The 12,277-nt window shown below is 65.9% G+C and carries 11 protein-coding genes and 1 pseudogene; 4 read left to right on the top strand and 8 right to left on the bottom strand.

All coding sequences use genetic code 11. The annotated features are described in order from the left end of the window. Positions 1–11 precede the first annotated feature (11 nt). Genes KTQ36_RS09395 through KTQ36_RS09400 form a run of 3 tightly spaced genes read right to left on the bottom strand, consistent with a single transcriptional unit; the run spans position 12 to position 2,828 of the window. Positions 12–896: a tyrosine recombinase gene (locus KTQ36_RS09395; protein WP_345777701.1), complete on the bottom strand. Its 885-nt coding sequence runs from the start codon at positions 894–896 to the stop codon at positions 12–14. After that, positions 893–2,692 (bottom strand): serine/threonine-protein kinase, encoded by a 1,800-nt coding sequence (locus tag KTQ36_RS11445; protein WP_255554496.1) that lies wholly within the window; start codon positions 2,690–2,692, stop codon positions 893–895. Before KTQ36_RS11445 ends, KTQ36_RS09395 begins: the two co-directional genes overlap by 4 nt. After that, on the bottom strand, positions 2,685–2,828 hold the full coding sequence (locus KTQ36_RS09400) for a hypothetical protein (protein ID WP_218633407.1): 144 nt from the start codon (positions 2,826–2,828) through the stop codon (positions 2,685–2,687). The genes KTQ36_RS11445 and KTQ36_RS09400 overlap by 8 nt, the downstream gene beginning before the upstream one ends. 70 nt (positions 2,829–2,898) lie before the next feature. Here KTQ36_RS09400 and KTQ36_RS09405 point away from each other — a divergent pair, with 70 nt between their 5' ends. Continuing rightward, entirely contained in the window at positions 2,899–3,438 is a 540-nt protein-coding gene (locus KTQ36_RS09405) for a shikimate kinase (protein WP_218633408.1), read from the top strand. Next, positions 3,435–4,487, top strand: coding sequence for a 3-dehydroquinate synthase (gene aroB / locus KTQ36_RS09410; protein WP_218633409.1), 1,053 nt, complete (start codon positions 3,435–3,437; stop codon positions 4,485–4,487). The genes KTQ36_RS09405 and aroB overlap by 4 nt, the downstream gene beginning before the upstream one ends. Here the strand turns inward: aroB and KTQ36_RS09415 are convergent. Genes KTQ36_RS09415 through radA form a run of 5 tightly spaced genes read right to left on the bottom strand, consistent with a single transcriptional unit; the run spans position 4,484 to position 9,947 of the window. After that, a complete protein-coding gene (locus KTQ36_RS09415) occupies positions 4,484–6,307 on the bottom strand; it encodes a cation:proton antiporter domain-containing protein (protein WP_218633410.1) in 1,824 nt (607 codons plus the stop codon). The two genes, aroB and KTQ36_RS09415, sit on opposite strands and share 4 nt — an antisense overlap. Further along, positions 6,297–6,737, bottom strand: coding sequence for an iron-sulfur cluster assembly scaffold protein (locus KTQ36_RS09420; RefSeq protein ID WP_218633411.1), 441 nt, complete (start codon positions 6,735–6,737; stop codon positions 6,297–6,299). The genes KTQ36_RS09415 and KTQ36_RS09420 overlap by 11 nt, the downstream gene beginning before the upstream one ends. Next, on the bottom strand, positions 6,722–8,035 hold the full coding sequence (gene cysS, locus KTQ36_RS09425; RefSeq protein ID WP_345777702.1) for a cysteine--tRNA ligase: 1,314 nt from the start codon (positions 8,033–8,035) through the stop codon (positions 6,722–6,724). Before cysS ends, KTQ36_RS09420 begins: the two co-directional genes overlap by 16 nt. Further along, on the bottom strand, positions 8,032–8,538 hold the full coding sequence (locus KTQ36_RS09430; RefSeq protein WP_218633412.1) for a CvpA family protein: 507 nt from the start codon (positions 8,536–8,538) through the stop codon (positions 8,032–8,034). Before KTQ36_RS09430 ends, cysS begins: the two co-directional genes overlap by 4 nt. A 44-nt stretch (positions 8,539–8,582) precedes the next feature. Further along, the gene (gene radA, locus KTQ36_RS09435) at positions 8,583–9,947 is read right to left on the bottom strand and encodes a DNA repair protein RadA (RefSeq protein ID WP_218633413.1); all 1,365 of its coding nucleotides are present in this window, start codon (positions 9,945–9,947) and stop codon (positions 8,583–8,585) included. Between the two features lie 90 nt (positions 9,948–10,037). Between radA and KTQ36_RS09440 the strand changes: the two genes are divergently transcribed. Together KTQ36_RS09440 and cysK are read left to right on the top strand one after the other, a co-directional pair. Next, the gene (locus tag KTQ36_RS09440; RefSeq protein WP_218633414.1) at positions 10,038–11,291 is read left to right on the top strand and encodes an MFS transporter; all 1,254 of its coding nucleotides are present in this window, start codon (positions 10,038–10,040) and stop codon (positions 11,289–11,291) included. 32 nt (positions 11,292–11,323) lie between these two features. Further along, positions 11,324–12,239: pseudogene (cysK, locus tag KTQ36_RS09445) on the top strand (cysteine synthase A). Positions 12,240–12,277: the final 38 nt, after the last annotated feature.

A 12,277-nucleotide genomic window follows, 5' to 3' on the forward strand; every position in this document is an offset into this window, starting at 1 on the left:
GGGTCATTTGGTCAATCGCGCGAACGCGCCAACGGGTGGCGTGCGTTGACAAGCTCGACCAGCCGCGACGCGTCGACATGGGTGTAGATTTGCGTGGTCGCGATGTCCGAGTGGCCCAAGAGCGCCTGGAGCGCGCGAAGATCGGCGCCGCCCGAAAGTAGATGAGTGGCAAATGCGTGGCGCAGGACGTGCGGGCTGACGCGGTCAGGGGCGATCCCCGCATCCGCAGCCATCTCGCGGACCAGTTGGAACAGGCGAACGCGCGAAAGATGCACTTTTCCTCCCGGAAAGAGCCAGCGCCCGCCCGGATGCACCTCGATCCAGCGACGCACTGCTTCGTGCGCGCGCTCCGAAACGGGCACCAGACGCTCCTTGCCGCCCTTGCCCGCAAGGATCAGGAACGGCTCGCCGCGACGGAGCGCAGTCTTCGGCAACGTCACGAGCTCGGAGGCGCGCAGCCCCGACCCGTAGAGCAATTCGATCAGCGCAAGGTTTCGCAGCGCGAGGGGCCGATCGCTTGCTGCACGCTCTTCGGCTGCTTCGAGCATGCGCTCGACCTCGTGCGGGTCGAGGATGCGGGGGAGCGGTCGTTGTTGCTTAGGTTTTGGCAGGACTGCCGAGGGGTCGTCCGAGCGAATGCCTTCCTCGAACAGGAACGCGTAAAATCGACGTAGCGCCGCCGCTCTTCGCGCCACTGTCGACGGGGCGAGATCCGACCAGGCTTCGCCAAGATGCTTGAGCTGCTCGTCGCTGGCCTCGCCGAGCGGCGAGCCAAGCGCCTCGCGAGCCTTGGCGAGATCGCTTCGATAGGCGAGCAACGTGTTGCGCGCGGCCCCTGCCTCGGCCGCCAGCATGTCGCAGAAGCGATCGACCAGCGCCGCATCTTCTCCCGTCACGCCGGCGCCAGCGCCTCCGCCGCGATCATGCGGGCGAAATAGTCCTGGCCGGTCGCGCGAAGGGCGCGCAGCAGATGATAGAGGTGAAGCGGCGAAATCGAACGCGGCCCGTCGCCCTGCATCGCGACCGCAGCAATCAGCATCACCGTGCCCGCCTCGCCGCGCGCGGCGGCTGCGGTAATGTCGCGAGTATATTTGGTTTCGCTCGACAAGCCGATGTTGAGCATGTCGTTGAACGCGGCCGTCGTTTGCTCGTCCATCCGACCCGTCCCGCCGAGCGCGGCCATGAGAAGATGCGAGCGCCATTTTTCGGGGCTGTCGTCGCGATCCATGAAGTCGTCGATGCGGTCGCGGGTAAGGTCGATGGACGCAGCGTCGGTTACCCCAAGCGCCAGTTGCGCCCAGCTGGGATCGGCGGTGCTTTCGCGCATCTGTTGGATCGGCCTTGCCCAGCGGCCGGCGGTGTCGTCCAATCCCACAGCGAACATCGAGGCGACCAGCTCTGCCGCGTCGTCTTCATAGTCTTCGGACGGAACGAGGCGAGCGGCAGCACGGCCGACGAGCGCACGGCCGGCCCGGCGCTGCAGCGAGCCCTCGTCCGCGATCCAGAGGTCGCGCATGGCGGCGAGACGATCATCGATGCTGGCACCGACAAAAGCGCGGCGCAGGATCAGCGCTTCGCTATTCGCGACCGCATCGGCATCGGCGCGATCGTAGAATTGGGAGTAGAGGTCGGTAATGGCCTGGCCCGAAAAGACCCCCAAGCCGGTTGCGATCCGCGCGGCAGCGAGCCGTTGGTCGACGCCCATCAGCGGCGCCCTGGCATACCAGGCCACCAGCTGCGGGCTGGCCTCATCGACAAGACGGTCGGGTAGCGCGGTGCCGGTTGCAGTGGCGAGGCCATAGCGCCACGCGGTCAGTCGGCTGACCGGCTCCCACTCAAGCGTGACGGCGCGCGCGGTCGCCGACCCAGCCCCGACCAGTTTCTCGGCCAGAGCAAGGTCGATCCCGGACACGCGGCCCCGGCGACGTTCGCGATTGATGGCGTCCGAGGCGACTTCGGGCTGGCCCGAGAGCGCTGCGCAAATCGCGTCGACCAATGGCTCCGCCACCGGCTCGACATCGTCGAGCGTGCGCGGCACCGGGCACATCGCGGCCATGTCCGAACTGGCCAGCGCGGCCTGCAAAGCGACCTGCGAGAATTTTTCGTCATAGTCGCCCTTGTCGACCGTCGCGACCAGCAGACGGGCGGCATCGGCCTCGCCCATTCGCAGGAGCAGCCATGCACGCTCGGCAATCCAGTCGGCCTCGCTCATGCCGCGCGGCGGCGCGCCGTCGGCGAGCAGCGCATTGCGCAAGGCGATATGAACCCAGCGCGACGCAAACGGCGCATCGAGCGACCGCATCAAGGACTTCAGATAGTCGGCACGCGTCCGCCCCCACGGAGCGTCGCCATAATCGGCGGTCGTGGGTAGCGATCGCGCGGCAGTCCCGCGACTGCTGGGCGCGTCGTCGTCCGCGTCGTCCTCGAGCAAGGGCGCGAGCGGATCGTCATCGTCCGCCAAAGCCGTCTCGCCCTCGCTATCGCCAAGACCGTCATTGCTGGCCTGGGACGGCGTCGGTGTCGGCGCTGGCGTCGGGCGAGGCGGCGGCGCGGGCGCGGGTGCGGACGTTGGAGGCGGCTCGTCGAAGCCCGGCGGCAGGATCGATTCGGGGCGATCCTGCGCCAATGCGCCGGCAGCCGCACCTGCCAGCAACAGCGATCCGATCATCAAGCCGATACGGCGATCAGCCATCGCTTTCCTCTTCGGCGACCACGACCGGTTCTTCGATCGTCTCCAGCGGCACAGGGTCGGCCTGGCTGTTGAAGAAGAACAACCCGCCGACGACGAGGATGAGAAGCACGATAAGAATGACGGTCGATCGACCCATGGAACACCTTTCGGAGCAGAATTTCGTTTTACGCTTTTGCCTCAGCGAAACGGTTCAGTATAGCCCTCGCATGGCCCATTCGCTGACTCGAAGGATCGACCGCCCTATCGTGCTCGTCGGACTGATGGGCGCGGGCAAGTCGACCGTGGGCCGGCGGCTGGCGAAACGACTGGGTCTCCCCTTCGTCGACAGCGATCACGAGATTGCTCGCGCGGCAGGGCTCAGCGCCGCCGAAGTCTTCGAAAAGTTTGGGGAGAAGGAGTTTCGCGACGGCGAACGCCGCGTGGTCGCGCGGCTTGTCGATGAAGAACCGAGGGTCATCGCGACAGGCGGCGGTGCATTCCTCGATGAAGGCACACGAAAGCTGCTCGATGAAAAGACGGTGACGGTGTGGCTGGATGCGCCTGTCGAGGTGCTCGCGGAGCGCACGGGTCGCCGCGATACACGCCCCCTTCTGCGCGAGGGCGATCGCGAAAAAGTCCTGGCCGAGCTCGATGCGAAGAGACGCCCCGTCTACGAGCAGGCACATCTTCGTATCGTCAGCAACGAACAGGCGCATGGCGTCGTCGTCGAATCGATCATCTCCGCTCTCGAGGACCATCTCTCATGAATGCCAGGACCGAGATCATGGTGGGCCCCCTCGCCTCGCACGCCGAGGCGCTGGAGGAGGTCGCCAAGGGCGAACCGCTTTTCCTCGTCACCGACCCCCACGTCTGGTCGCTCCAAGGTGAACTGGTCGCGGACCTCGTCGATGTCGTTCCGCACTTCGTGCCGCGGGGTGAGGACGCCAAGAGCTGGCAACATCTCCAGGCGCTGATCGGTGATCTCGCGGCGGCCAATCATCCGCGCAGTCGACCCATTGTCGCGCTGGGTGGTGGGTCGGTTGGCGACCTTACAGGCTTTGCCGCGTCCATCTATCGGCGGGGCTGCCCCGTCATCCACATCCCGACCACCTTGCTGGCACAGGTCGACAGCGCGGTTGGCGGCAAGACCGCAATCGATGCCGAAGGCGAAAAGAATCTCGTCGGCAGCTTCCACCTGCCCGCCATGGTCCTTGCCGATCCGGCATTCCTCGCCACGCTCGACCGCCGACAGATGCGTGCGGGCCTTGCCGAGGTCATCAAATATGGCGCCATCGCCGATCCGGATTTCTTCGCCTGGGTCGGTGCGCATGGCGAGGCAATCCTGTCGGCAGACGCCAATGCCTGCACGCGCGCCGCGACGCATTGCATCGCCGCCAAGCAGGCGATCGTCGAAAGCGACCTTTACGACCTTGGCGGCAAGCGCGCCTTGCTCAATTTCGGGCATACGTTCGGCCACGCGATCGAGTCGGTCGCCGGGCTCGGCAAGGTGCTACACGGCGAAGCGGTCGCGATCGGCATGATGCTCGCCACGCGTCTCTCGGAACGGCTCGGCATCGCCGAGCCGGGGTCGATCGAGTTGATGGCCGACATGCTCGGCCGCACCGGCCTTCCCTCGCGCCTGTCGGATGCAGGACTTGGCGGGCGCGGCGAGGAATTGCTGCCCTACATGCTCAGGGACAAGAAGAACCGCGATGCGCGGGTCATGCTGATCCTGTTGAAACGGATCGGCGAAGCCTTCGCCACCGACGAAATCGAAGCCGAAACGCTTGCCAGCTTTCTGCGCGACGCCGGCTAGTCTTCCTTCGATTCCGGCTCGGGCTCGTTCTCTTCGGGCAGCGCATTGTCGTCGCTGAATGTCAGTTCCTTGCCCGCATGCAGGTCGCCGCTCTGGCTCTGCCGCTCGAGCCGTTCGGCGTCCCGCTTGCGATATTCGGTCTCGACACGTTCGACTTCGGGCTGGCTGACCCCCAGTTCGGCGAGCGCCGCCTTCCCCATGAGCACCGCACTTTCGAACAGTTCGCGGACGCAGAAAGCAAGATCGAGCCCGTCGAGCGAGATGGAATGGCGACGGTCGAAGCTGCGCACCATCACAGCGGCCTGCGGGAAATGCTCCATCACCGATTCAAGCTTTTCTTTCGTCAGTTCGCGCCCGTCGTTGCAGTACAAAATTGCCCTGGCGTTCTCGGCGCCTGCGGTCCGCAACAAGTCGATCTGCGTCCCGTCCCCATAATAGACCTTGGAGCCGAACTCGCCCGCCATTTCGATCTGGTCCGATTTGCTGTCGATCAACGTGACGCCGAAGCGCTTGGCCATCAGCATCTGCGCCACAGTCTGCCCGAACCGGCCGTAGCCGACCACGATCACGCCCTTGTTGGGCGCGCTTTCGGGTCCATCCATCCCCTCGCCGCGATCGACTTCGCGGGCCTCCATCCGGTCGATGATCATCATCAGGAACGGGGTGGAGGCCATCGACAGGGTGATAACCGCGCCGAACAGCGAGACCGCCTCACCCAAGATTAGTTGCGCGCCCTGCGCTTGCGCGAGGAGCACAAAGCCGAATTCGCCCGCCTGGCTGAGCAAGAGCGCGAACTTCAGCGCCTCCCGCTGCGCCATGCCGAACAGGCGACCGAGACCGAAGAGGATCGAGCCCTTCACCACGACAATGGCCGCGGCGATGGCGACGATCATCAGCGGTCGTTCGAGGATGACGCCGATGTCGAGCAGCATGCCGACCGAGATGAAGAAGAAGCCGAGCAGGATCGAACGGAAGGGTTCAACGTCGCTTTCGAGTTCGTGGCGGTAGGGGCTCTCGGCAAGCATCACGCCCGCGATGAACGCTCCGAGCGCGGCCGAGAGGTGCAGCGCGTGCATCAGGGCGGCTGCGCCCACGACGGTGAACAGGCCTGCGACCACGAACAGTTCGCGCTCGCCAATCTTCCCGATCAGACGGAAGAAGGGGTTCAGGACGAAGCGACCGATCAGGATCAGGCCGACGATTGCCCCTACCGTATAAAGCGCCAAAACGAAGCCCGACGGTGCGCTGGGGTCGGCGGGCGCACGCGAAAGCGCGGCGATGATCGTGATGAGCGGGACGATCGAAATGTCCTGCAGCAACAGGACCGAGAAGGCGCGCTCGCCATGCGGCTGATGCAATTCGCCGGTCGAGCGAAGCATAGGAAGGACCTGCGCGGTGGATGACAGGCCCAAGGGCAGGCCGATGGCGAGGCTGGCCTCGAGCGAGAAGCCAAGAAAGGCGTAGATCAATGCCGATAGGGCGAGCCCGCAGGTGACGACCTGCGCGAGGCCGAGGCCGAAAATATCGCGGCGCAGGCGCCAGAGGCGGCTGGGATGAAGTTCGAGTCCGACGATGAACAGCAGGAGGGCGATGCCGAATTCGGACACCGACATGACACTCTCGGCATTGCCGACCAGGCCGAGCAGGTTGGGACCGATGATCGCACCGCCGACGATATAGCCGAGCGTCGCGCCAAGCCCGAAGCGGCGGAAAATGGTGACGAACAGGAGCGCCGCGCCGAGCATGATGGCGCCGTCCATGAGGAGCAGGCCGGTCGCGGCGTGGGGGTTGGCGGCTGCGGCTGCCTCTTCACCTGCCATCGATCGTCTCCCCCAGGGCTTCACTCAACGCTTCGAACGGAAGCAGGATCGCGCCGTGGCGTCCCGTGCGAGGGCGCGCGGGCGCGAGACGGTCGATCTCGGGCCAGTCGCCGGGATCCTCGCTGCTTCCATCGAGCCAATGCTTGAGCGCGGCGATGGCTGCATCGACCTCTTCGCGCGTCTTGCCTCGTGCGTAGCGGGTCATCAGAGTCGCCGCGGCCTGGCCATAGGCGCAGGCCTCGACGCGCACGGCGATGTCGGCGACGCGACGGTCGACGGTGGCGAGGTCGAGCGCGATCGTCGAGCCACACGTGCGACTGCGGCGTTCTACAATGGCGTCGGGATCGGCGAGCTTGCCGTGATGTTCCTGCCCCGCGGCGAGCCGCAGGATGTCCTTGGTGTAAGGCGGCTCGGTCAGCCCCGCCGCCATGTCGTGCCCCCGGGGCCGTCTTCGAGGAGGATCCCGTCCGCCGCAAGCTCGTCCCGGATCCGGTCGGCAGTGGCGAAGTCGCGGGATTGCTTGGCGGCGGCGCGCTCGGCGATCTTGGCTTCGATTGCGGCACCGTCGTCGCCGTCTCCGCCACGGAACCAGTCGTCCTCGCTCCGGGTCAGCAGGCCGAGGAGGTTGGCGCTCGCCTTGAGCGCGGCCGCGTCGTCGATCTGCCCGAGACGCGAGAGGGCGAGCGGGGTGTTGAGGTCGTCGGACAAGGCATCGAGCACGCCCTGCTCGATGTCGCCGGGCGCGGCGTCTCCGACACGGCGATAAAGTCCGTCGAGCGTGGCCTTGGACTGCTCGACCAGCTTCTCGGTCCACGGCAAAGGTTGGCGGTAATGGCCTGAGAGCAGCGCAAAACGCAGCGTCTCGCCGTCATGATGCTCGAGCAGCTTCTCGGGCGTAATGGCATTGCCGACCGACTTGCCCATGCGCTCGGTGCCGAGATCGACGAAGCCATTGTGGAGCCAGTAATTGGCGAGCGGGGCATGGTTCGCGCAGCGGCTTTGCGCGATTTCGTTTTCGTGATGCGGGAAGACGAGGTCGATCCCGCCGGCGTGGATGTCGATGGTCTTGCCGAGGTGTTCGCGGATCATCGCCGAGCATTCGATGTGCCAGCCGGGGCGGCCGCGGCCCCACGGGCTGTCCCAGCCGATCATGGCGTCGGTGGACGGCTTCCACAGGACGAAGTCGGCGGGGTCCTTCTTGAACGGGGCGACCTCGACACGCGCGCCGGCCTCCATCGCTTCGCGGTCGCGGCGAGAGAGGATGCCGTAGTCGGGATCGCTAGCGACCGAGAAGAGCACGTGCTGCTCTGCCTCGTAGGCGTTGCCGCTTTCGATCAGCTCCTCGATCATCGCGATCATCGCCGGGATTTCCTGCGTCGCGTGCGGGGCGATGTCGGGCGGGCGCACGCCCAGCGCGCCCATGTCCTGGAGGTAAAAATCCTCGTAGCGGCGGGTGATGACGCTCGTCTCGAAGCCCTCGTCTGCCGCAGCCTTCATGATCTTGTCGTCGACGTCGGTGATGTTGCGCGCGAAGACGACGTGGCCATCGCCATACTCATGCTCGAGCAGCGTGCGCAGCACGTCGAAGACGACCGCGGGGCGGCCGTTGCCGATATGCGCGCGGCCGTAGACGGTGGGGCCGCAGACATAGATCGTCACGCGATCGGGGTCGGCAGGGACGAAGTCGCGCTTTTCGCGCGCCATCGTGTCGTGGAGGCGGATGGTCACAGCGCGTCCTCCTCGCGCAGGTCGCGGACGATCTCGACAGTCGCCTCGGTGCTGGCGTTAAGCAGCGCGTAGGTCTCGCTCTCGGTCATCCAGGCGGGGCGATCCCCCTCCGGCCCCTGCAGCAGGTCGACGAACAGGTTGGCGACCAGGAAGACGACGGTTGCGGCGACCAGTCCCTTGAGTATGCCGAACCCGCCGCCGAGGAAGCGGTCGATGGGCCCGATGATCGACTTGCGCGTCTTGCCGCCGAGCTTCTTCGCGAGAATGCGGACGAGGATGTAGGTCGGCAGGAAAAGGATCGCGAAGCCGGCGATCAACGCCCACGTGTCGCTCTGGGAGCGGTCACCGAAATAGGCGACCACGGTCGGCAATCCGAATTTCACCGCAAGAATGGCCGCGACCCAGGCGAACAGTGCAAGCACCTCGTGGACGAAGCCACGCACGAAGCCGAGCAGCGCGCCGCCGCCGAGCAGGATGATGACGAAGATATCGAGTGCGGTCATGTTGCAGGATCGCGTAGCGAGCCTGACCGAGCGTTTCTAGCCCCTTAGCGCTCGAGAAGATGATCGACGAGCGCGGAGAGGCGCTCGAAATGCGCGAGCGCGAGCCCGTCCTTGCCCTTCACGCCCTTGGGCACCCACCCCTTGTCGAAACCGAGCTTCGCCGCCTCGCGAGCTCGCAACGCACTGTGCGCGACGGGGCGAATTTCGCCCGACAAGGCGACCTCGCCGAAGACGACGGTGCCAGCGGGAACGGGACGCTCCGACAACGCGGAGACCAAGGCAGCGGCGACCGCCAAATCTGCCGCAGGGTCGGACAGGCGATAGCCGCCCGCGACGTTGAGGTAGACTTCGGTCGAGGCGAAGCTAACGCCGCAGCGCGCTTCGAGGACCGCGAGCAGCATGGCGAGCCGCTGGCTGTCCCACCCGACCGCGCTGCGCCGCGGTGTCGCGCCGCTGGCGAGACGGACGGTAAGCGCCTGTATTTCGACCAGCACGGGGCGCGTGCCTTCGAGTGCAGGGAAAACGGATGTGCCCGCCAATTCCTCACCGCGCTCGGTGAGGAACAAGCTCGACGGGTTGGCGACTTCGTTGAGCCCTTCCGCTTCCATCGAGAATACGCCGATCTCGTCGGTGCCGCCGAACCGGTTCTTGATGGCGCGTAGGATGCGATATTGGTGCGATCGCTCGCCCTCGAACCCAAGTACGGTGTCGACCATATGTTCGAGGACGCGCGGTCCTGCGATATTGCCGTCCTTGGTGACGTGGCCGACCAGCACGAGTGCGGTGCCGCGCTCCTTCGCGAAGCGGACGAGTTCGTGGGCCGAGGCACGAACCTGGCTTACCGTGCCCGGCGCGCCCTCGATCATGTCGCTGTGCATGGTCTGGATAGAATCGATGACGAGGAAGTCGGGCGCGTCGTCACCGAGCGTGGTGAGAATGTCGCGCACGCTAGTCGCCGCGGCCAGCTTGACAGGCGCCTTGCCCAGCCCGAGGCGAAGCGCGCGCAGCCTCACCTGGTCCGCCGCCTCCTCACCCGAAACGTAGACCGCCGATTTACCCTTGCTCGCGAGATTGGCTGCGACCTGCAGCAGCAGGGTCGACTTGCCGATCCCCGGATCGCCACCGATCAGCGTCGCGCTACCCGGCACGATCCCGCCGCCCAGCGCGCGGTCATATTCGGCGATGCCGGTGACCATACGGTCGGGCAGCGCAATCTCGGCGTCGAGCCCGACCATTTCGATCTTCGACCCGCCGCCCTGTAGATTATGCTTCTTGGAAAAGGCAGTGACGACCCCGCCGGCATCCTCGACCAGCGTATTCCAGTCCCCGCAATCCCCGCACTGCCCCTGCCAGCGCGACGTGACCGACCCGCAGGCCTGACAGACATAACGTTTCTTCGGTTTCGCCATGCGCGAATGCTAGCGGAACATTACAGGAACGCAAACCCCTTTTCACCGTGCACCATTGCCGCGCTCTCTTTCAGTCCCTACGCGACTCGCATGAGCCTCCTCCCCGCACCGCTGCGCATTCCCGATTTCCGCGCGTTTGTGACCGCCCGGCTGGCGTCGACCATGGCGCAGATGGCGATGGTGATCGTCATCGGCTGGCAGGTCTACGACATTGCGCGCGAGACGATGGGGGTGAACGCGGCCGCGCTGCGGCTCGGCTTCATCGGGGTCGTGCAGTTCGTGCCCCTGTTTGCGCTGACGCTCGTCTCGGGCCATGTCGCGGACAAGTTCGACCGGCGCTGGGTGGGACGCGCGGCCATTGCGCTCGAGCTCTTCTGCGCCGGCGCGCTCGGCGCGGTCGCGCTCGCCGACGAGATGACGCTGACGCACCTCTACGTCATCGCCGCCCTCCTGGGCGTGGCGCGCGCGTTCGCGGGACCGGCGCTGGGGGCGCTGGCGCCCAATATCGTGCCGCGCGACATCCTCCCCAATGCGATCGCGCTGTCGTCGGTGGCGTGGCAGACCGGCACCATCGTCGGGCCGGCGCTCGGCGGCTACCTCTATGTCGTCTCGCCCGCGACGGCCTATCTGGGCTCGGCCTTCCTGTTTGGCGCCTCGCTGCTGCTGCTCTTCCTGGTGAAGACGCCCGCGCTCCCCGATGCAGGAGAGGAGGCGCCCGACCCGTGGGGACGGATCAAGCGCGGCCTCACCTATGTGCGGCAAAACAAGCTGGTGCTGGGCGCCATCACGCTCGACCTCTTCGCGGTCCTGCTGGCGGGTGCAACCGCCCTGCTCCCCATCTTTGCGCGCGACATATTGCAGACGGGTCCAGAAGGCCTCGGCCATCTACGCGCCGCGCCCGCGATCGGGGCGACGCTGACCGCGGCCTTTTTCGCGATCCGACCCCTGAAGACCAATGTCGGGACCAAGATGCTGTGGGCGGTGGTCGTCTTCGGGGGCGCGACGATCGTCTTCGGCCTGTCGCGCAACATGTGGCTGTCGCTCATCATGCTCGCCATCCTGGGCGCGGCCGACATGTTCTCCGTCTATGTGCGCCAGTCGCTCATCCAGCTCTACACGCCCGACGCGATGCGCGGCCGCGTCGGTGCGGTCTCGACGCTCGCGATCAGCGCGTCGAACGAGCTGGGCGAGGCGGAAAGCGGTTTCCTTGCGGCGCTGATCGGACCGGTCGCGGCGGTCGTCGTGGGCGGCGTCGGCGCGATCCTGACCGTGGGAATTTGGGCGAGACGCTTCCCAGAACTGCGTTTGGCGCGTAACTTCGATCCACCGGACCCCGATAAGTAGCGTTCCTGACGGGAAGAACAGGAGGGCGCATAATGAACGCGGATAACATCCTCGAAACCATCGGCAGGACGCCGAATGTTCGGATGCGGCGATTGTTCGGCGACAGCGAAGTCTGGATCAAGATGGAGCGCGCCAACCCCGGCGGCTCGATCAAGGACCGTATCGCACTGCGCATGGTCGAGGAAGCCGAACGCAAGGGCCAACTCAAGCCCGGCGGGACGATCATCGAACCCACCAGCGGCAACACCGGCGTGGGCCTCGCGATGGTCGGCGCGGTCAAGGGCTATCGTGTGATCCTGGCCATGCCCGACAGCATGTCGATCGAGCGGCGGCGACTGATGCTCGCCTTCGGCGCCGAACTGGTCCTGACGCCCAAGGAAATGGGCATCAAGGATCGCGGTCGCCGAGCGGATCCTGCGCGACACCGACGGAGGCTGGATGCCGATGCAGTTCGACAACCCGACCAATGTCGCGGCGCATGTCGACACGACGGCGCAGGAAATCCTCGCCGATTTCAAGGACAACCCGCCCGATGCGCTCGTCACTGGGGTCGGCACCGGGGGACATCTCACCGGATGCGCTCGCGTGCTAAAGGAGCAGTGGCCCGACATGCTGGCCTTCGGGGTCGAACCCAAATTGTCACCGGTCATCTCGGGCGGTGAGCACACGCCGCACCCGATCCAGGGCATCGGCGCGGGTTTCGTGCCCGGCAACCTCGACACCACAACGCTCGACGGCGTGATGCTGGTCGACGAGAACGACGCTATGGACATGGCGCGACGCTCGGCGAGCGAGGAAGGCGTCCTCGTCGGCATCAGCTCGGGCGCGACGCTCGATGCGATCCGCCAGGTGATCGAGAGAATCGGCGCGGACAAGCGCATTCTCGGGTTCAATTACGACACGGGCGAGCGCTACCTTTCGGTCGAGGGCTTCCTTCCCGCCGAATAGGTTAAGCCCGAAGAAACCATCTTTGTATGAGGGCCGGT

The sequence above is a fragment of the Sphingomicrobium clamense genome, from assembly GCF_019264355.1.
GTDB classification, from domain to species: Bacteria; Pseudomonadota; Alphaproteobacteria; order Sphingomonadales; family Sphingomonadaceae; genus Sphingomicrobium; species Sphingomicrobium clamense.

Coding starts and splice junctions, on each gene's coding strand:
- KTQ36_RS11445 (WP_255554496.1), bottom strand. CDS start 2,692: ATGGCTGATCGCCGTATCGGCTTGATGATCGGATCGCTGTTGCTGGCA.
- KTQ36_RS09400 (WP_218633407.1), bottom strand. CDS start 2,828: ATGGGTCGATCGACCGTCATTCTTATCGTGCTTCTCATCCTCGTCGTC.
- KTQ36_RS09405 (WP_218633408.1), top strand. CDS start 2,899: ATGGCCCATTCGCTGACTCGAAGGATCGACCGCCCTATCGTGCTCGTC.
- aroB (WP_218633409.1), top strand. CDS start 3,435: ATGAATGCCAGGACCGAGATCATGGTGGGCCCCCTCGCCTCGCACGCC.
- KTQ36_RS09415 (WP_218633410.1), bottom strand. CDS start 6,307: ATGGCAGGTGAAGAGGCAGCCGCAGCCGCCAACCCCCACGCCGCGACC.
- KTQ36_RS09420 (WP_218633411.1), bottom strand. CDS start 6,737: ATGGCGGCGGGGCTGACCGAGCCGCCTTACACCAAGGACATCCTGCGG.
- KTQ36_RS09430 (WP_218633412.1), bottom strand. CDS start 8,538: ATGACCGCACTCGATATCTTCGTCATCATCCTGCTCGGCGGCGGCGCG.
- radA (WP_218633413.1), bottom strand. CDS start 9,947: ATGGCGAAACCGAAGAAACGTTATGTCTGTCAGGCCTGCGGGTCGGTC.
- KTQ36_RS09440 (WP_218633414.1), top strand. CDS start 10,038: ATGAGCCTCCTCCCCGCACCGCTGCGCATTCCCGATTTCCGCGCGTTT.